Here is a 20,799-nt window from a genome sequence, read left to right as displayed (position 1 = left end):
ATGTAATGGCTTCACTCTCACTTTCAGCGTTGGTCGAAAGATTGTCTCCTCAGGCTAAGGAAACACTTGAACAGGCAGCTGCGATGGCAAGCTCCCGAACTCATCACAGTATTGAAATGTCTCACTGGTTAATGATGATTATCCGCCATCCTGACGATATTTACTCTGAAGTTTTTGACGAATTTGATGTCGATAAAATCAAGGTTGAAACCGATATTCAAAAGGCATTAGAAAAATACAAAACAGGATGCCAGTCGGTGCCTGGGCTATCAGCTCATACGGTGACTGTTATGCAAAATGCCTTGTTGTCTGCAACCATTGAATTCAATCAAGAACAGTTGGGGTGCATCCATCTTTTATTTGCCTACTTGTCTGATGATACGTTAGTCAACATGGCTGGTTCGATTAGTCCTGAACTAAACAAGATAGAACCATCTCGCTTATTGAACTTTAAAGAAAGTAATGCGCCTCAATCAAGATCGAATGACTTAGCGCAGTCAAACGCGAATTCCGCCTTGAATCAATTTACAACAGACCTTACTGAGCAAGCTAGGGAAGGTAAAATAGATCCGGTGATAGGTAGAGATAATGAAATTCGCCTAATGATCGATATTTTATTAAGACGCCGACAAAACAACCCGATTCTTACGGGAGAAGCTGGTGTTGGAAAAACAGCCGTTGTTGAAGGTTTGGCGCAAAAGATCATTGATGGCGATGTACCTCCCGCTCTGCAAAATGTGGCAATTAAGTCTCTGGATTTGGCGTTACTGCAAGCCGGCGCAGGCATGAAAGGTGAGTTTGAAAACAGGCTTAAGAACCTTGTTAAGGAAGTAAACGACGCTCCACAGCCTATTATATTGTTCATTGATGAAGCTCATGGCCTAATTGGCGGTGGTGGGCAAGCGGGCCAAGGTGATGCGGCGAATATTCTGAAGCCAGCATTAGCGAGAGGTGAACTCAGAACGATCGCAGCAACAACGTGGGCAGAGTATAAAAAGTATTTTGAAAAAGATGCAGCTTTAACTAGGCGTTTTCAAGTCGTAAAGGTTGATGAGCCTGCCCCTGAACTCGCGATCGAAATGTTACGAGGCTTACTTGATGTAATGGCACAACACCACGATGTTCATATCACTAACCAAGCTCTCAATGCAGCGGTCCAACTCTCAGCTCGATACATTAATGGTCGTCAACTGCCAGATAAAGCGGTTTCTGTTTTGGATACGGCCTGCTCTCGAGTTGCGTTAAGTCAGTCATCTACACCGGGAGGCCTAGATGCGAAAAGAAATAAACTTAAAGCAAAGCAAGCTGAGTATGAGCATCTTAGCCAAGAGAATCGGCTAGGAGCATCTCTTGATGTGCAGCTGCAAAGTGTCCGAAAAGAGATTGATGCGCTATCTAATGACATTATTGAATTAGAAGTACTTTGGGAAAAAGAAAAAGAATGGGTAAGTGAAGCTAAGTCACTTAGAACCCAAATAATCCAGGAGGGTTCTGAGACTGCGAGAGACAAGTTACAAGAGCTTGAAAATAACCTCTCCGCTAACTCACAGCCCTTAGTTTTTTCGCATGTAAATGAAGCGCTAATCGCAGAAGTTATTTCGGATTGGACCGGTATACCGCTGGGTAAACTTCAGGATGATGAAATCCAAGCAGTATTGGGTTTGAAAGAAAGTTTGTGCAAGCGAGTTGTCGGGCAGGATCACGCTTTAGAGCTCATGTCTGAAGTGATAAAAACCGCGAGTGCGCAGCTCACGGATGAGACACGACCAAATGGTGTATTTCTCCTAACCGGACCAAGCGGAGTGGGTAAAACCGAATCGGCTTTGGCGATTGCAGAGAAAGTGTATGGTAGTGAAGAAAATGTCACGACTATCAATATGTCGGAATTTAAGGAAGAGCATAAAGTCTCATTGCTATTAGGTTCTCCTCCTGGTTATGTCGGTTATGGAGAAGGAGGTGTACTGACTGAAGCTGTTAGACGTAAACCTTATAGTGTAATTCTCCTCGATGAAATGGAAAAAGCGCACCCTGGTGTTCAAGATATTTTTTATCAGGTATTTGATAAAGGCTCAATTAAAGACGGTGAAGGTCGAGATATAGACTTTAAAAACACTATTATTATTATGACCGCGAACACAGGGACCGAAACGACGATGTCTTTGTATTCTGATCCTGATTTAGCGCCTGAGCCGTCAGCACTAAAAGATGCTTTACGCGATGATTTGTTGGTTGACTTTAAACCAGCATTTTTAGGGCGTGTGAATGTATTACCTTATTTGCCTCTATCAAGAAAAGTATTGATAGAAATAACAAAATTAAAGTTGGATAAAATTACGACTCGTATTCGTAAGCACTATAACGCTGACCTGTTTTTTGATGAGGAACTAATTAATGATATTGTAGATAATAGCAATGAGTCTGGGAGTGGTGCGCGTGTGGTACAAACAACCATAGAAAATACATTGCTTCCGAAGATTTCTCATGAAATATTGCATGCAATTCTTAATGATAAGACGTTTGATGAAATTATTGTTAAAGGTACAACTAGTGGACTTGATGTCTCAATAGTTTAACATCCTTTACACTCTCAATAATAATTGGGAGTTGGTTCATATTAACTATTATTTTTTATAAAAAACGCTTAAATTAAATCTTATTTAAAGATATAACAGGGCGTATTTAAAATGAAGTTTTTGATACATTAATCACTAATTATCACCAAACGTCAGATAATTAAATTATTACGATATATGTCAATTAATAATGCTATAGGAGATTAGCATGCAGTCTAATACGTATCTTAAATACGCAGATATTAAGGGTGAGGCAACAGCCGAGCAATACAAAGATTTGATTACACTACTATCTGTAGATTGGAGTGTAGGTCGTGAGATCTCATCATACACTGGTACAGCGATGGACCGTGAAGCGAGCGCTACTCGTCTATATGATTTGACTATCACTAAACTTCAAGACCGTTCTTCTCCTGACTTATTTAAAGAAGCGACGATTGGTAAAGGTAAACCAGCGGTTTTCCATATTACTAAGCAGGGTGAGAAGGTTGAAGAGATCATGAAGATCGAACTGACTGATGCGATGATTTCTAACTACTCAGTTTCTATCCAAGACGATCGTCCAGTTGAAACTATCACAATTTCTTACACAGAAATGATGATGACAGTGACTCCTACTGACGATAAGAACAACACTTCTGCTCCATTGGTATACGGCTACAGCGGTGTTAAAGGTCAACAAATGTAATTTTCATGCGGGGGAGTATTCCTCCGCATTTTTTTGAAAGAAGTATTTAATGAAAAGAGCAACTCAAGATAACAATTTCATCCGAATTTCTTCCCCATTCGGTAAAGATGCCATCATACTAAACTCGTTTGAGTATAAAGAAGAGATCTCAGAACTTTTTTCATTGCGTGCTAAAGCTTACTTTAATGATCAACGAAGTGAGTTAAACGAAATTATTGGTAAGGAAGTTACCATTACCCTTGAAAATAATGAGGATGTTTCTTCAAATCCTCGTTATATGCATGGTTACGTTTCTGCTGCAAGATTAGAAGGGAAAAGGGTTTCTAATACACATAAAGGCGAAAATTATAAAAACATAGAATTATTAATAGAGCCTAAATTACGTTTCGCTGAATATCGAAAAAATTGCAGAATATTTCAGCATAAAGATATAAAGGAAATTATCTCTGAAGTACTATCGGAGCATAGTGTTGCCTTTAGTTTTGAGCTAACCAAGTCCTATCCTAAATACACGTACAAAGTACAATATGAAGAATCAGATCTTGAATTTGTTCGACGTCTGTTATCGGAAGAGGGGCTATCATTTTGTTTTACACATACTAAGTCTGCCCATACGCTCAATATTTTTGATGACATCAGTTTTTATAAGCCGGGTACTGAGTTTTTAGTCGATTTTGATACAGGTACGGCGAAATCTAGCCACATTTCTTCTTGGCATGAAACGCAAATTCTGACTACTAAAGCGAGTCAAAAGTCAGGCTATAACATGCTCAAGCCTTCTTCGAATCCTAAAAATACTGCAAAGGGTGAAAGTGATTTTTTTACAGTGCCTGAAAGCGAGTATTTTGAATACATGGGTGAAATGGAGAGCAATGATCAATACGCACTGAGAAACACGCATGCAATAGAAGCACTACAGCAAAATGCATATTTGTGTCGTGGCGAGGCTACGTGCAGAACATTCAGCGTAGGCAAGTGCTTCAAGTTTAAAAAACATGAAGATAAATCTCGAGTCGGCAAAGAATATGTACTGTCTTCTGTTTTTTTGTCTGCTGCTGTTTATAACCAGACTGGTCAAGGTGGCACCGGTGCGCAAGGTGTCAAAGTCTCGTTTAGTTGTGTTGACTCAAAGACAATCCTTCGTCCTTCAGTTAACTATCCGAAACCTCAGATGAAAGGTTTGCAAACTGCAATAGTTACGGGGAACAAAGATGGTGAAATTTACATAGACAAACATGGCCGTATCAAAGTTCAGTTTCACTGGGACCGTGTTGGTAAATACGATGTAAATAGTTCATGTTGGATTCGTGTTGCGCAAAATATCGCAGGTAACGGATGGGGGTCGGTGTTTCACCCTAGAGTCGGACAAGAGGTCATCGTCGAGTTTGTCAACGGAGACCCTGATCAACCAATCGTTACGGGGTCACTATATAACGGTAGTCAACTCCCTCCTTACGCTTTACCAGAGCAAAGTTCTCAGAGTGGTTATAAATCACGCTCTGTACAAAAAGGTACATCCAATTTTAATGAGTTGCGCTTCGATGATAAGCCTGGTGAAGAGCACATTTATCTTCATGCTGAAAAACTGTTCCAAATGCTAGTTGAAGACTGTGTTGATATCGCCGTTGAAAACAGTAAAACCGAAAAAGTGACCAATGATGTTAATCAAGAGGTTGGTCAGAACGCGAGCTTGAAAGTAGGTAAAAACTTTTCGAATGAAACGGGTGAAGTGCTGTCTTTTAATGCAGGAAAGAGCGTCGAGATCAAAGTAGGTGGTGCTTCTATTCAGATGTCTAGCTCTGGAGAAATCAATATCAAAGGTAATAAAATATCCATTAACGGCTCAGCTATTGCTCTTAAAGCTGGGCAAATTTCATTGAACTAAGGTGATTTAAAGTGGGTAAACCAGCCGCAATTTTGGGCAGCTTTCATCTTTGCCCTAAAAAAACAGGAAAGATACCGCATGTCGGTGGTCCCGTCGTTGTTGGCTCACCAAACGTAACGATTGGCGGGATACCTGCGGCAAGACAAGGCGACAAGCTTATTTGTATCGGTCCTCCGGATAGTATCTCAGCAGGTTCTTCTAGCGTAACAATCAACGGTAAACCAGCCGCGAGAGTCGGCGATTCAACGTCTCATGGTGGCAAAATTCTATCTGGTATGCCTACGGTTTTAATCGGAGGCTAGATGCCACTCGCATTTCAAACGCATCTTCTATCCTTTAATGGCCGTTCACACACCGTTCGCGAGATAGCTGATGATTCTTTTAGATTGTCCGAGGAAATCCGACCCCCTGACTTTGCTCAATCAATAGATGAGCATATATTAAGCCTCGTGCGCTCTGAGCGCGAGAGTCTTGAGCAAGCTGATATCAAGGGGAATCTCTGTGTTCTTTTACCATCTTCGGTAGACAAAAGTTTGCTTAAAGCATTGATAAGCGAGCTTTCTATTTTCGTTGACCAAACTGTCAATACTGAAATTTACTTTTATCCTTATGGCCAAGCTGCATTTTTGATGGCACTAAATCGGATAAATCGTGAAGTTAATGAAACGCAAGCGACTTGGATACTGGCTATAGAGGTTACGAGCGATGTAGAAGGGCATGTCAAACCTCAAAGCTCTATCATTTTAACCAAGTGTTTTTTTCGACATTCAGGTCTTGTGCCTGATGTTGTTCGAATTGATTTAGATGCCAAACAACAACGCATCGCCGTGGACAAAGTGTTTAAGCAATTAGGAGTAAGTTGTGAACATCCACTCAGTCAATTGTATTTATCCGTTAATGAGGAAGAACCGCAATGGTTAAACTCAATGCAATTCTTGTCTCCGTGGGTGACCGATCAAACTCAGTATCAATTTGTTGATATCAAACTTGGCGGATTGGGTGCATGTGGCGGCGTTTTAAAAGCGTTAGTGATTGATGAGCTTCAAAGAAGCAGCCCCTGCCCAGACTTTCACGTGTTGCAAGCCGACATCGAGCCAGATGGCTATGCGGTAGGAGTAATATACAATTGGCGTAGTGAATAGGTCTGGCTATTGCTTTTCCTTCTAGTAGCTGAGGTTTTAGTGATGCAAATGTTATGGGGGATTGACTCGAAACTGGCCCTTTAATGATGTTTGGACAATGACTAGGCGCAGCTTGCTTGTCAAAATAGCTTTGCTCACCGCGTTTTTACAGTGTTATTCTCGCTTTCTGATTAAATAGCCAGCCATAGAACACAAACCACATGAAAAGCTGTTCGACTCAAGATATCCTTACCGATATAAAATAACTTGAGTTTTGGCTTGTTCGAGATCCCACCCGTGACGCATTCCTTTTTATAAACGGTACATGGACTCTGACAGAAGCAAGCCTACTCATAGAATTGGCGGAAAGTGAATTCGAATGAAGTTTATCCACACCTCAGATTGGCATCTTGGTCGACAATTCCACAACGTATCACTACTCGAAGATCAACAAGCAGTACTCGAACAACTGATTAACTATATTGAACGCAACCCCGTCGATGCAGTTGTAGTGGCGGGAGATATCTATGACCGTTCGGTGCCACCAACGGTTGCAATAGAACTGTTAAATCGAGTCGTGAAACGCATTTGTACCGAGTTAGAAACACCAATGATATTGATATCTGGCAACCATGATGGTGCAGAAAGGTTAGGTTTCGGCTCAGAGCAAATGAAAAATGCAGGTCTTCATATTGTTAGCAACTTTGAAGATATGCTCACTCCCATCATCATAAAAACGGATTCTGGGGATGAGGTCGCGTTTTATGGTATGCCTTATAACGACCCTGAACAGGTCAGGTTTGCCTACAAAGCCTCGGTATCCACTCATGATGAGGCTCATCAATTGCTTGTTGAGCAAATTAAAGAGCGCTTTATCTCTAAGCAAAAGCGCGTACTCGTGAGTCACTGTTTTGTTGATGGGGCCATCGAGTCAGACTCTGAACGACCATTATCTATTGGTGGTTCTGATCGCGTGAGTCATGAACACTTCTTAGATTTTGACTACGTCGCACTTGGTCATTTGCATCAGCCTCAAAAGAAAGGCGCAGAGCATATCCGTTACTCTGGCTCTCCCATGAAGTATAGCTTTGGTGAACAGAACCAGAGAAAAGGTTTCACGTTAGTTGAACTGAACAAGAAAGGATTCGTTTCTGCAAAGCATATTGATCTTACGGCTCCTCATGAAATGCGTATTGTAGAGGGCGAGCTGGATAAAGTTATTGAGCAAGGAAAAACAGACCCTAAGAATGAAGATTATTTGTTAGTTCGTTTGATGGATAAACATGCGATTTTAAACCCAATGGAAAAACTTCGTTCAGTGTATCCAAACGTTTTACACCTTGAGAAACCTGGCATGTTAATTGGGGTAGAGCAGGAAATGGCGCAAGCAAAGTTGGCGCGAAGCGAAATTGATATGTTCCGAGATTTTTTTATTGAGGCGCAAGATAGCCAGTTGTCTAAAGAGCAAGAGCAAGCTGTTACTGACATTATTAAGCAATTATCACAGCAATAGGGACCAAAGATGAAACCAATTAAACTAATCATGCAAGCCTTTGGTCCGTTTGCAAAAACTGAAATCATTGATTTTGAGAAGCTTGGCAGTAACCCTCTATTTTTGATTAATGGTCCTACAGGTTCCGGTAAAACGTCGATCTTAGATGCCATTTGCTTCGCCCTTTATGGTGAAACCACAGGTAATGAGCGACAAGGTATTCAGATGCGGTGTGACTTATCCGCGCAAGATTTACCAACCGAAGTAGTTCTCGAATTTTCGTTACACGGCAAACAATACCGAGTTGTTCGATCCCCTGAGCAGGAAGCGCCCAAGGCCCGTGGTGAAGGGATGACGATTAAAAAGCACACTGCTGCTCTTTATGAACTCGGTGAGACTGAAACGCTTATCACCAGCAAGACGACTCAGGTTAAAACTGAAGTTAGCAATATTATTGGCTTGAATGAAACTCAATTTCGTCAAGTTATGGTGTTGCCTCAAGGAAAATTCCGAGAACTGTTGCTTGCTAGCTCTAAAGAGCGTGAAGAAATTTTTGGCCAACTCTTTCAAACTGACATATATAAAAAAATTGAGTACGCGCTCAAAGATAAAGCGAGTGCAATTAGTAAAGCGAAAGGCGAATTTGATAATCAAATTCGAGGTGCTTTACAAGTTGCAGAAGCGAGTTCTGAACAAGAACTATTACAACAACTGGAACAAGTAACTAAGCAATTAGAGTCTGATAAACAGAATGAGCAAGCAGCGTTAGATAAGCTCAATACTGCTAAATCTGAATTGCAAAAAGCGGAAACCTTGAATGGAGAGTTTTCGAAACGAGAGCAAGCAGAAAGCGCACTCAAGCTGCATCTAGAACACTCAGATTCGATAAAAGCTCGTCAACAGCAATTAGAAAACGCTAAAAATGCCAATAAGATAGAGTTGCCCTACGTCTCATTACAAAATGCAAAAGCTCAAACGCAAGAGCTTAGGCAAAAAATCGTAGCTTTGAAAGAGAGTCTCGAAAAAGCTCATGTCGTTGCGAGAGAACAAGAAAACTTGCAGCAAAGTGCAAAAGAGGCCGCGGCAAAGGTCCCGCAGTTAACGCAACTGCAGTATCAGCTTGAAAGTATGAAAAACAAGTTGGTCGAGAAAGACAATTTGGAAAGTAAAATAACGGCGGGTTATCAACAAAAACAACAATTTGAAGCAACGTTAAAACAGTACATAGAACTAAAAGATAAGTTAACGTTACAGGCCCAGCAGGGACAGAAGGAGCTAGAGAAAGCACGAGTTGATGTTGCGCTTATTGGCAGCATCGATGCGGAAATAAAACAAAAACAACGGCTGCTACAGGATCTAAAAAAGCTGCATGATCTTACTTTAGAGCTCTCTAAACTCAATGCGCTAACTGTAGGTAAGCAGCAGTCACTAAACGAAGCCAGTCAGCGCTATATGCAGTGTCAACAAGACGCTGATACGATAGAGCTTAAGTGGCACAACGCTCAAGCAGCAGTATTAGCGCAGCGACTAAAAGCAGGTGAAGCATGCCCGGTGTGTGGTAGCGAAACGCATCCTAACCCCGCAACGTTTGTTGAAGAAGCCGTTACAAAAGAGCAAGTTCAGGCGGCTAGAGCGAAAGAGCGAGAAGCTCAAACCTTGTTGAACCAACTAAGCAATCAGCTAGAACAACATAACGTTGTCATTAGTCAGTATCAGAATCAGTGTAACCAGTTGAAAGAGGAGTTGGGTGAGTATGCTACATCTGAGATCTCGACGGTTCAAAATGATTTGCAAGCGCTTAATGCTCAACTCCTACGTCTACAAGCTATTGATATTGAAAAACTAGAAAGGAACGTTGAACAGCTTAATCAACGCTGCGTCGTGGGTGAAAATAAAATTTATGAGCTGCAGAATAAAATGGCGGCAAATGAATCAACCGTTAAAGCGAACCAAGAACAATTGGCTCAATTACAAGCTTCTATTGACCCAAAATACAGTTCCGCTGACTTGCTTGAACGTGAAATTTTGCTGACAAAAGAGCAAATTCTGAGTTTGAACACAGGCTTAGAAAAGGCGCAAACCGCTTTGCAGCAAGCGATATTGGAGAAATCAAATGCGGAAAGTCACTTAGCGACGAACAAGCAGTGGTTATCTGAGTCAGAGCAAAAACTTAGCCAAGCAGAATTAGCGTGGAATGAGGCACTACAGGCGAGTAAATTTGAGGATGAAAGCCATTATCTAAGTAGTCGAGTGGGAGATGATGAACTTCAAGCCTGGCAGCAAGAAATAGACAGTTTCAAACAGGCACAAACCAAGCTTGAGCAAACACTACATGATTTAAATCATGCATTGAAAGATCTTGAAAGGCCTAATTTGGAGTCGTTTAACGACAGGTTAACCACTCTGCAGGCGCAATATATTGAAGTAAGGAATCAACTTGATACCACACGCTCAATATTTGAACGTCTTGAAAAGGTTCGTAAAGATATTGCCGTGTTGCATGAGAAAAATAGTAAGTTAGAAGAAGAATACAAAGTCTTTGGTACGTTGTACGACGTTGCTAGCGGTAAAACAGGCAGCAGGGTTAGCCTACATCGCTTTGTTCTTGGTGTACTGTTGGATGATGTGCTGATTCAGGCCTCTCAACGCTTAAGCCTTATGAGTAAAGGGCGCTATATTCTTGCTCGAAAAACAGAGGGCTTCAAAGGCGCAGCGGGTCGCGGCTTAGATTTAATGGTTGAAGATGGCTACACAGGAAAAACGCGTGATGTTGCGACACTTTCCGGCGGTGAATCATTTATGGCAGCGCTTGCTCTGGCACTTGGTTTGTCGGATGTTGTGCAATCCTATAGTGGCGGTATCCGTTTAGACACTTTATTTATTGATGAGGGCTTCGGTAGTTTAGACCCAGAGTCTTTAGATCTTGCTATTCAAACGCTAGTGGACTTGCAACAGACTGGGCGCATGATCGGTGTTATTTCTCACGTTTCTGAGCTGAAAGAGCAAATGGCGCAGAGGATTGATGTTGAACCATCAAGACTTGGTTCAACGGTGTCGATTAAATCTCAATGTCGCTTCGCTGTCTAATTCAGTGATTACTGTTAGATCAAAAAGCCCCTATTGTTAGGGGCTTTCTGACTAAGTCGCTACTGTTCGCAAAAGTGGCCTTCTTTTGGCGATTGGGTAATCGCATATTCGCCATCGAGGTTGCGATAAACAATCGTGTTCCAAACAGAGCCATCATCCAATTCAAACTCAATAGCATAGTTGACGCCGCTAACGATTTGCGCGTGAACATTCAGTATTTGTTTAAACGACGCTATTGTGTCCATTTTCTTTAAAACAAAGGCCATTGCCTTTTGTGCATCAGGGGTCGCGTTAAACTCATTCCACCCACCTGGCATGTTTCCTTGTGCATTACATACATCTGCCGAGGTCGTTAATTGTGTCGTTTCGCTCGGCTTTTCCTGCTGACAACCTGCAAGTAACACCAAAAGTGCACAAACTGACACTGTTTTTAATTTCATAACAATAACCTCTGTCTATAACGCAACGTATTATAGGAGGGTGATATGCCTACGAATGTCTATGTTGTGCAAAGTTTCTATATGCATAGGGTTAAATGCTGACAAAATGTACAAGCATGGTCAGCTTGTAAGTCAAAAATAGAGCAATCTTGTTATCGATTTGCTGAGATGACGAGGTTTCGGTGTTCAGCGCGCTATTGATGATGAAGAATTGTGATGTGTACCTATGAGGGCGATGGTGCGGCTTAGTGATCGATTTGTTATCTTCTAGAGTAAAATCAATCACTAATTAAAATTTAGGTGTTGTATGAAATCGATAAAAATATTTTTACTTTTGTCACTTGCAACTTTACTTGGTTGTACCTCGAAGCCGGATGGGGTGGAACCCGTCAATAATTTCGATTTAGAGCCATATCTAGGTAAGTGGTACGAAATTGCACGCCTAGACCATTCATTTGAGCGAGGCTTATCCAACGTTACCGCTGAGTATCAGGTTCGCGAGGATGGTGGGGTTAAGGTGATAAACCGTGGATATTCCGAAGAAGAGCGACAGTGGTCAGAAGCTGAAGGCAAAGCTTATTTTGTTGAAGATAAAACGGTTGGACACTTAAAGGTTTCCTTTTTTGGGCCAATATACTCTTCTTACATTGTTTTTGAGCTAGGTGAAAACTATGACTATGCGTTTGTTTCCGGTTACAACCACGACTATTTGTGGCTATTGTCTAGAACGCCTAACGTTGATGAGAAAGTAGTGGAGCGCTTTAAGTACGTAGCTAAAGAGAAAGGTTTCGCTATCGACGAGCTCATTTTTGTTGAACAAGAGAAACAAAGACAGCTTTAAGTTCATCAGCGTGGCTGAAAAAGCGGACAGAGGGGAAGCTTCCTAATTAAGAGCTCAGTTTGTCATTTCGCTAAACAGTAATTTGTTACGGCGTAACTTAATGTGGTCAAAATGGATATAGCCCCATCATTTGTGATTACTCGTGATGGGGCTTATATAAATTTGAGTGAGCGTCGAAAGGTTGCTCTATCAACAAACGGTTATGGTTTACTTAATCAAACGAACGATCAGGGAACCTGGTGCTCGAATAGATTCAACATTGTGGCTAAGTACTGTGCCGCTTGTTGGGGCGGTGTAGCGTTTAATCTCAGCGCCAAAGCTGTCGTATTGAATCGCAAGAAGTTGGCCTTGCTCGACAAAATTCATCAAACTGACATGAGGCAGTACAAAGCCGCCGTGTGTCGCTTTCACACTGACGATTTCGTTTCCTTCCAAGCATGACGTAATAGGGTCCATATCACCTTCAACAATGTTATGCTTTTTCAGCACATTAAAAATGCCTGTTACAGTTCGACTGATAAGTTCTTGCTCGGTGTATCGCCCCATACCTACTTCAACAGTAATACTTGGGACACCATGGTTATTCCAAACCGTTTCAAGGACGCCAGCATCTCCAGGATCATTTAAAATCGCATCAGGATTAATGAGACGAGCCATTTCTAATGATTGCTCGATTCGGAAATCTGCAAACACGTAAAGTGGATAGGCCGCACCACTGGTTTGAGTGTGAAGGTCAATGGCTAAATCAGCATTTGGCTTGAGCAAATCATTCCACAATGCATATAAGTAACGTTGGGCCTCATTGCCGTTTTGGTCACCAGGAAAAAAGCGGTTTAAGTTTGCAGGAGACGCATCAGGATCTGCGGAATAGAAATCGCGGCTGTGGTTTAGCATACCTGGCATGTTAATGGTTGGAACAATAGTGACAGTACCAGCGACTTCAGTGCCGATGAGCTCTCGAGCAGTTTTCTGCGCTGCTAACACACCATTGTACTCATCACCATGAACCCCTGCGGTAATCATGATCTTCTTGCCAGGTTTTTCACCTTTGAACACTAGCACAGGTAGGTGTTGCCACTGAGAGAGAGCATTCGTTGCGATGCGAAACCAAAACTTATGCTCGCCCGAATTTAGGTCTGCTACATTGAGAGATTGAATCACTTGATGACCTTGAATCACGTCATCGAGAAATTGTGTTGCCATTAAAGTTACCACTCCAAAACCATAAGCTAATCTAAAACCTTAGCGTCGTCATACCATGAATATTAATAAGGCGAGAACATGTCTCGCCTTAATTACCAATTGGCTTCGTTTTACGCAAAACCCATAATATGAGCTGCGATAACGACGATACTTGATAGGGTAAAGAGTAATAGAATAAATCGCCAGCAGAATTTTGCCCAGTCACCCCAGTCGATACGGCAGACACCAAGCGTTGCCATGAGAGATGCCGAAGTAGGGACGATAACGTTAGTAAAGCCATCGCCAAGTTGGAATGACAAAACTGCCACTTGGCGCGTAACTCCTGCAATGTCTGCCAGAGGGGCCAGTAGAGGCATCGTTAGTGCCGCTTGTCCGGATCCTGAAGTGACGAAGAAGTTGAAGATAGATTGGAATACATACATTAACCATGCCGCAGCCACGTCAGGAAGCCCGCTAATCACGCCGCCAGCACTGTTTAGAATTGAATTCAGTACACTCGCTTCATCAGTTGTACCTCCACCAAGTATAAGCAATACACCTTTCGCACAACCCACTAATAGGGCAGGTGCAAGCATAATAGCTGCACCTTCTTTAAATGCATCAGCTGCGCAGTTTAGCGTCATACCGTTCAGGCGGAAAATCGTACCGATGATCGCGACAACAAAGCCCATAGTGAAAAATTGAGAAGCGATTTCTGGGATGTACCATGCGTTAGCGACTACGCCCCAAACGACCCACACCGTGGTCGCAATAACCGTAAGGATAACGAGTGTGTCACCTAGGTTCCAACGAGAATCTTGATTGCCAAGCTCTTGCTGACGGAAATACTGGTCTGTGCGGTGGCTGTAAGAAAGTTTAGGATTTGACTTCACACGAGCGGCGTAGATCATTGTGAAAGCGATACCGATTAACGTAAAGCCAGCCCATAACCCCATGCGCACTGTCATGCCGGATAAAACAGGTACACCCGCAATGCCTTGCGCAATAGCGACGGAGAAAGGGTTCATCCAAGAAGTAGCAAAGCCAATTTGAGTCGCAACATAGGTAACCATTACCGTAGTGATACCATCATAACCAAGGCGAACCATAAGCGGCGCGATAATAATCGCAAATGCTACGGCTTCTTCACCCATACCAAATACCGCACCGCCTAGCGAGAACAGCAAAAATAGCACTGGAATGAATAGCGCTTCGTTACCTTTGGTCTTATCGATAAGGCGCAGGATACCGTTATCGATTGTGCCTGTGCGCATTACAACGCCGAAAGCACCGCCGATAACCAACATGAACATAATCACGCCGATTGCGCTGCCCCATTTAGAGCCAGAAACTAGCCCTTCGAAAGGGAAGTTCATCAGACCAATGCCACCACCAGAAGCAAACAGGCCAACCTTGTTGTAAACCAATTCACCGTTTTCGTCGGTTGCATAAGAGAAAGAAGAAGGATCGATAACTGTGCGAGTTTTTTCTGCACCGTCGACCATGTAGGTCACCTGTTGGCTATCAAAATGACCAGCAGGAATTAAGTAGGTAAGAATCGCAGCAAGAATACCAACAATGAAGATCAAAATGAGGGTATCTGGCATCTGCCACGACTTAGGGGTAGCAACCGAGTCTGCTGGTTGCGCATGTGTGTGAGACATAACTTACTTCACGTCAAATTCAATAAAGCATGAAATATCGATAAAATAGAATAAAAAGTCAATATTAATGCTTATGTTGAACTATAAATTCATCAAATATTTGAAGTGAAGTTAATTTGATTGTTTTGTGGTCAAATGTTGGGTTAATGTTTCAATATGCGTTGAGTTTGGATGATTCACGAGCTTTCATAGTACATCTACAGGTGATCTAATCACTTGATTTCTGTCTGTTCTGCATAAAAAGCAGCGACATCACGAAGGTCTTCATCATTTAACATTTTTAACTGTGCTGCCATCATTTCTGCAAGTGGCCCTTTACGCTCACCGGCTTGATAAGATTTCATTGCATTGTAAAGGTACTGAGCATTTTGACCAGCAAGGCTTGGATAGGTGTTGTTCGTTGCGATGCCTGTAACACCGTGACAATAGACACAGCTAGGTGATTTGATTTTACCTTTATCAGCATCACCAAACGGCTCGGCATGGATAGCGGAAGAGAAAATAAAAGAGATTAGAAGTACAAATCTGAGCATGGAGGTTATCTATTCGCTAAAAATCATGCCGATACAATAAAGCTTCCCCTTAGGGGAAGCTCAATGATCAAAATCAAATTAAAGTAGAGATTTTATACTTGATAAGAAAGTGTCGATGTCTTTCGCTGAAATATCTTTATGAGTTACAAAACGAATTGGATTTCCAGGGGTTATCGTGATGTTTTGTTCCTTTAGTTTCGCAGCGATACTTACTATGTCCACTTGAGGATCAAGCTTCGCGAACACGATGTTCGTTTGAACAAATTCAGGGTTGACTGAAAAACCAGGCAGTTCTGCTAAACCTTCCGCTAAGGTTTTTGCGTTGATGTGATCTTGTTTTAGCTGTTCCACTTGTTCGGTAAGGGCAAGTTTGCCTGCTGCGGCAAGAATACCCGATTGACGCATACCACCGCCGACCATCTTTCTTAAGCGACGTGCTTTTGCGATGTAGTCTTTGCTACCAAGCAGTAGCGAGCCAACAGGGGCAGCCAGACCTTTCGACAGACAGATCGTCATTGAATCAAAGTACTGACCGATCTCTTTTACCGGAACATCAAGTGCAACGGCTGCGTTAAAAACGCGAGCGCCATCTAGATGCATCTGCAAGTTATGTTTATTCACGAAGTCACGTGCTTCTGCTAAGTAAGACAGAGGTAGTACTTTACCATTAATTGTGTTTTCTAAGCTGAGAAGCTTAGTGCGAGCAAAGTGACAATCATCTGGTTTAATCGCAGAAGCCAGTTTATCAAATGGTAGCGTGCCATCTGGGTTATTTTCGACTGGTTGAGGTTGAATTGATCCCAAAACCGCCGCGCCACCAGCTTCGTATTTGTAGTTATGTGCTTGTTGCCCACATAGATATTCATCTCCCCGCTCGCAATGCGCCATTAAACCGAGCAGATTGGCTTGAGTGCCTGAAGTGGTAAACAAAGCTGCTTCGAAACCAGCAAGCTGCGCAGCAAATTTTTCAAGCTCATTGACCGTAGGGTCATCACCATAAACATCATCCCCAACGGGGGCCTTAAACATGGCTTCTCGCATGGCTTGGGTGGGCTGTGTAACGGTATCTGATCGAAAATCCATGAATGTCTCCTTGGTCAAAGTCCTAAATATATCCGCAAAGGCGCGCTTTGCTTAAGCAAGCGATCGTTTTGGCATCGGTGATCGTGCCATCGACAATCTTTTCTTCGAGTTGCTTGATTGACAAGGTGACGACCTCAATCACTTCGTCTTCATCGCACTCGTAACGGTTTGTTTTGTTGAGCTTTTCGGCAACAAATAGATACTGTATCTCATCACAAAATCCGGCAAGAGGGGTGACTTGGCCGAGAGACGTGAATTTCTCTGCACTAAACCCAGTTTCTTCCTCTAACTCTCTTTTGGCGCAGCAGAGTGGCTCTTCGTTGCCTTCCCTGGTACCAGCAGGGAGTTCCAATAGCCATTTATTAAGTGAAGCCCGAAATTGGTGGACAAGGACAATCTCACCCTCCGCTGTAATAGGGAGAATCACTGCAGCGCCCGGATGATGGATTGTGGTGTGCGTAATTGCCTGTCCTGTAGGAAGCATAACGTCTTCTTCAATCAGAGAAATTTGCTTCCATTTATGAATTATCTTGCTCATGCAGTTATGAACCCTAGCTGTTACCGCATTTTTGACGTTTTTCGACATTAACCACAAATGGTGGGAAACAAAAGCAAAAAATACTGCAACACGACGAAAGCGTTTGCACTTTAAGTGAGCAATGTCTCATAAATGGAAACTTTGATTGCTTCGTCAAGAAGGGGAAAAGCATCTGCTATAAGGGGAATTCGACAAAATACATTTGTAACAAAGTTATAACAAGTGTATAAAAATGTTAACGCAATACCACTTCAGCAGCCGGAGAACGTATGACACAAACCTTATTTGCCTCAAATGCCGAAAAAGCGCTTCTCTCAGAACGCATCAATAAATTGGCGAAAGCGTTAACGGATGGCGTTTATGAGCGTGAACATACGATCAAGCTCTGCCTTCTTGCTGCACTTGCTGGTGAAAGTGTTTTTCTTTTAGGTCCCCCTGGTATTGCAAAAAGCTTAATTGCCAAACGACTCATCCAAGCGTTCGATAACAGCAGTTACTTCGAATACCTGATGACGCGCTTCTCAACCCCTGAAGAGGTGTTTGGGCCACTGAGTATCCAAGAGCTAAAAGACAACGGCCGTTATGTTCGCTTAACTAAAGGGTATTTGCCAACTGCACAAGTCGTATTTTTGGATGAAATCTGGAAGGCGGGCCCTGCAATTCTTAATACATTGCTGACAGTGGTTAATGAGAAAACATTCAAAAATGGCAGCGATATCGAGCGTGTGCCAATGCGCTTGTTGGTATCGGCTTCCAATGAATTACCCGATGAAGATAGTGGATTGGATGCGCTCTACGACCGCATGTTGGTGCGTGTGTTTGTGAATCGAATTCAGAATAAACAAAACTTTAAGTCGATGTTGACTGTGGGCACATCGCAAGAGGCACAAGTACCAGAAGGCCTAGCGATAACTGATGAAGAATATCATCAATGGCAACAACAGCTCGACAAATTGACGTTAACCGACAATGCATTCGAAAAGCTTTTCCAGCTTAAAACGATGTTAGAAAGCAAAGTTGAAGCTCAGTTTGGTGATGTGGCCAATACCGATATGTATGTCTCTGACCGCCGCTGGAAGAAAGCCGTGAAGTTGTTAAAAGCGAGCGCGTTTTTTAATGGTCGCGATGAAATAAATCCGCTTGACCTTCTACTGCTGCAAGATTGTTTATGGAACAGTCCTGAATCGCGAGATGTGGTACGTGAAGTGGTTCAAGAGTTCGCCTTAAAACATGCATTTGATCAACAAGACGCGGAGCAGGAAATTGAGTACTGCCGAGAGTCTTTGGTTGATGTTCAACATGAACTTGAAGATGCCTACCGCATGACGTTAACGTCTGAAGCGGCAACGGGCATTTTGCGTAAAGAAACCATGCGCTTTGATACCTCTAAAGCCAAGATGTACAAAGTTGGCGCAGCCGTTAACTTAGTTAAATTGGTTGTCTTGCAAAGCAACATGTCGGTTTCAGAATCAGAAAAAGGTGATAGCCGCTGGGTTTATGTACCCAAAGATGAGTTAGATCGAGTCATTAAAGAGGGAAGCGGTGATGTGTATGGTTACGTCAATCAAAACACCAACATGTGCCGTTTACGATTTGATGTTGACGCGGCGAATAACCTAGTTATCCGTGATATCGCGAACCGAGGCATTTTGGTTAGCCTAGTGACTCAAGAGGGCTTGGATGTAGAGCTTTACCAAAAGTGGTTAACGCAGAGCGAAAAAGCCGTAAATCAGCTTAGTGAGGCAGAACACCATATGCGCAAGGTGAAAGCGAACTTTCATGATGCGCTTCCGCATAGCTTTGTTGATCCTGAACTACCCCGCCTAATGGAGTCGAGTCTGCAACAGGTCAGTCAGAGACTTGAATCAATCCAAGCAGAAAGTGAAAAAGTTATCCAACGCTTTAAAAACTTAAATCAGTTTTTCTCATAAGGAGACGACATGCTAGGTGCAGACGGACTTAACCTCGCGCTAATGGTGGCCGACTCCGGCATCATCGATAGCGCAGTTAATGATTTGATGGCTCGTTCACAAGTCATGATGATGGCAGAAAACCGAGGTGTTAAATCTTCGGTCAAAGGTCACTTGTTAAAGTGGCGAGGCAGCGTCAAAAAACGGATCACCAAGGTATGTGAGACAGAGCGTTTCCAACAAGAGCTGTCTTTATATCAAGAGGTTATTCATTGGGATGAAGAGGCGTTTTTTGAAAACATCGAAGATGTGATTAAAAAGCTGGAATGGCACTCTGCGTTTTACATGCAAGCTCGCCGAATGATGGAAAAGAACAAAGGGATGAATAACCCTATGTTCCCTCATTACTTTTGTGATCAATGGTACAAAAGCCTCACCGATGCTATAAAACAAGCGCAAGTAAGCGAGCTTGAAGCCAATAAAGAAAAGGTGCTGAATGACCTGTATCAACGTATGGAAACCATGCGTAATATGGATAAAGTCACGGAGTCGGGTGACGCTGAAAGTGTAGGGCGCCTGTGGGATATGGCCTCTGCCAAGTTGAGTAAAACAGACTTAACGGTGATGAAACGCCATGCTGAGTTTCTGAAGAAGCACCAAGGCTTGCAAGAAATTGCGGAGCAACTCGGTCGTATGGCGGGGCAAGTAAATGACCCTGAACTAAATCGTGCGCCCACTGAAGAACTTCAATTGGTCGAAGAGAAAAGTGATGAGGCGACGGATGATATTGTCGGTATTCACGAAAGCGATGATCTAAATAAGCTACTTCCCAACGAAACGATGTTTTTGGCGTATCCTGAACTTGAAGTTGTGTTCTATAAACACTTAGTTGATAAACGGCTCATGAACTATCGTACACAAGGCAAATCGCGCACGTTACGTAAAGTTAAAGCTCACCGACCTGACCATAAAGCGGTAGATATCGAAAAAGGCCCCTTCATTGTTTGTGTGGACGCGTCCGGTTCCATGAGTGGCTTTCCTGAGCAATGCGCCAAAGCCATGGCTTATGCTCTGATGCAAATCGCACTAGCGGAGCAACGTGATTGCTATGTCATTATTTTTTCTACGGAACACATTACCTACGAACTAACCAAACAAGATGGTCTGCGCGAGGCGGCGGACTTTCTAACTTATAGCTTCCATGGTGGTACAGACTTAGAGCCAACTTTGATTAAATCTATCGACTTGATGAGCGGTGATAAATATAAAAACGCAGACATGGTAGTCATTTCCGACTTTATCGCGCCAAAACAACAAGACGAGTTACTGGCCAAAGTGGATGCGCTCAAAGCGAAGAAAAACCGTTTTCACGCGATTAGCTTATCGAAATACGGAAATCCTGCATTAATGTCGATGTTTGATCACACTTGGTCTTATCACCCTAATGTTGTGGGAAGATTGCTAAAAAGGGTCAGCAACTATTAAACGCCTTAATGTTTCATGGGACAAAACGAACTGAAAGCTAGATTTATATTGCTTCGTTTTAAGCCAATAAGATCGAACTTTGGTCGAATTGACTTAAAAGAAATCAAACGAACAGAAAATGAAATATTTTTGTTTGACTATCTTCTCTCAATCCGTAAAGTAGCCACCAACGCAACGGGGTAGAGCCCTGAAGCGTAATAAAAGGCGCCTTGGCAGAGTGGCTATGCAGCGGATTGCAAATCCGTGGACCTCGGTTCGACTCCGGGAGGCGCCTCCA

The 20,799-nt window shown here is 42.7% G+C and carries 16 protein-coding genes and 1 tRNA gene; 11 read left to right on the top strand and 6 right to left on the bottom strand.

Annotation, left to right across the window (positions count from 1 at the left end; genetic code table 11):
* The first annotated feature begins 5 nt into the window (after window positions 1-5).
* From tssH to R7O03_RS19410, 7 genes are all read left to right on the top strand, one after another.
* Window positions 6-2,573, top strand: a complete 2,568-nt coding sequence (gene tssH / locus R7O03_RS19440) for a type VI secretion system ATPase TssH (RefSeq protein WP_025767715.1) — start codon at window positions 6-8, stop codon at window positions 2,571-2,573.
* A gap of 208 nt (window positions 2,574-2,781) precedes the next feature.
* A complete protein-coding gene (locus R7O03_RS19435) occupies window positions 2,782-3,261 on the top strand; it encodes an Hcp family type VI secretion system effector (protein ID WP_005375967.1) in 480 nt (159 codons plus the stop codon).
* A 49-nt stretch (window positions 3,262-3,310) separates the two neighbouring features.
* Window positions 3,311-5,146: a type VI secretion system tip protein TssI/VgrG gene (gene tssI / locus R7O03_RS19430; protein WP_017820211.1), complete on the top strand. Its 1,836-nt coding sequence runs from the start codon at window positions 3,311-3,313 to the stop codon at window positions 5,144-5,146.
* Between the two features lie 11 nt (window positions 5,147-5,157).
* Entirely contained in the window at window positions 5,158-5,448 is a 291-nt protein-coding gene (locus R7O03_RS19425; protein ID WP_005375969.1) for a PAAR domain-containing protein, read from the top strand.
* Window positions 5,449-6,288 carry an NAD/NADP transhydrogenase subunit beta gene (locus R7O03_RS19420; protein WP_158155199.1) on the top strand — a complete coding sequence of 280 codons (840 nt, stop codon included), beginning with the start codon at window positions 5,449-5,451 and terminating at the stop codon, window positions 6,286-6,288.
* A 358-nt stretch (window positions 6,289-6,646) separates the two neighbouring features.
* Entirely contained in the window at window positions 6,647-7,780 is a 1,134-nt protein-coding gene (locus tag R7O03_RS19415) for an exonuclease SbcCD subunit D (RefSeq protein ID WP_213970842.1), read from the top strand.
* A gap of 9 nt (window positions 7,781-7,789) precedes the next feature.
* On the top strand, window positions 7,790-10,846 hold the full coding sequence (locus tag R7O03_RS19410) for an AAA family ATPase (protein ID WP_238843907.1): 3,057 nt from the start codon (window positions 7,790-7,792) through the stop codon (window positions 10,844-10,846).
* 59 nt (window positions 10,847-10,905) lie between these two features.
* Here the strand turns inward: R7O03_RS19410 and R7O03_RS19405 are convergent, their stop codons facing one another.
* Window positions 10,906-11,286, bottom strand: a complete 381-nt coding sequence (locus tag R7O03_RS19405) for a cystatin domain-containing protein (protein WP_005387498.1) — start codon at window positions 11,284-11,286, stop codon at window positions 10,906-10,908.
* 307 nt (window positions 11,287-11,593) lie between these two features.
* On the opposite strand from R7O03_RS19405, the gene R7O03_RS19400 reads away from it, so the two are divergent.
* The gene (locus R7O03_RS19400) at window positions 11,594-12,127 is read left to right on the top strand and encodes a lipocalin family protein (protein ID WP_318131952.1); all 534 of its coding nucleotides are present in this window, start codon (window positions 11,594-11,596) and stop codon (window positions 12,125-12,127) included.
* Window positions 12,128-12,334: 207 nt separating this feature from the next.
* Here the strand turns inward: R7O03_RS19400 and R7O03_RS19395 are convergent, their stop codons facing one another.
* The 5 genes from R7O03_RS19395 to R7O03_RS19375 form a co-directional block, all read right to left on the bottom strand.
* A complete protein-coding gene (locus tag R7O03_RS19395; protein ID WP_054574303.1) occupies window positions 12,335-13,330 on the bottom strand; it encodes a succinylglutamate desuccinylase/aspartoacylase family protein in 996 nt (331 codons plus the stop codon).
* Window positions 13,331-13,440: 110 nt separating this feature from the next.
* On the bottom strand, window positions 13,441-14,973 hold the full coding sequence (gene yfcC, locus R7O03_RS19390) for a putative basic amino acid antiporter YfcC (protein ID WP_005387492.1): 1,533 nt from the start codon (window positions 14,971-14,973) through the stop codon (window positions 13,441-13,443).
* Between the two features lie 212 nt (window positions 14,974-15,185).
* On the bottom strand, window positions 15,186-15,506 hold the full coding sequence (locus R7O03_RS19385) for a c-type cytochrome (RefSeq protein ID WP_017633643.1): 321 nt from the start codon (window positions 15,504-15,506) through the stop codon (window positions 15,186-15,188).
* A 78-nt stretch (window positions 15,507-15,584) separates the two neighbouring features.
* Window positions 15,585-16,589: a low-specificity L-threonine aldolase gene (gene ltaE / locus R7O03_RS19380; protein ID WP_318131951.1), complete on the bottom strand. Its 1,005-nt coding sequence runs from the start codon at window positions 16,587-16,589 to the stop codon at window positions 15,585-15,587.
* A 22-nt stretch (window positions 16,590-16,611) separates the two neighbouring features.
* The gene (locus R7O03_RS19375) at window positions 16,612-17,127 is read right to left on the bottom strand and encodes an NUDIX hydrolase (RefSeq protein WP_318131950.1); all 516 of its coding nucleotides are present in this window, start codon (window positions 17,125-17,127) and stop codon (window positions 16,612-16,614) included.
* Between the two features lie 269 nt (window positions 17,128-17,396).
* Here R7O03_RS19375 and R7O03_RS19370 point away from each other — a divergent pair, with 269 nt between their 5' ends.
* From R7O03_RS19370 to R7O03_RS19360, 3 genes are all read left to right on the top strand, one after another.
* The gene (locus tag R7O03_RS19370) at window positions 17,397-19,058 is read left to right on the top strand and encodes an ATPase RavA domain-containing protein (RefSeq protein ID WP_054576741.1); all 1,662 of its coding nucleotides are present in this window, start codon (window positions 17,397-17,399) and stop codon (window positions 19,056-19,058) included.
* A 9-nt stretch (window positions 19,059-19,067) separates the two neighbouring features.
* Entirely contained in the window at window positions 19,068-20,522 is a 1,455-nt protein-coding gene (gene viaA, locus R7O03_RS19365) for an ATPase RavA stimulator ViaA (protein WP_005375981.1), read from the top strand.
* 203 nt (window positions 20,523-20,725) lie between these two features.
* Window positions 20,726-20,799, top strand: a tRNA-Cys gene (locus R7O03_RS19360).

This window comes from Vibrio sp. Vb2960, assembly GCF_033337665.1.
GTDB lineage: Bacteria > Pseudomonadota > Gammaproteobacteria > Enterobacterales > Vibrionaceae > Vibrio > Vibrio alginolyticus.
The sequence above is the reverse complement of the archived record's forward strand: the minus strand, read 5'-3'. Positions and strand labels throughout refer to the sequence as shown.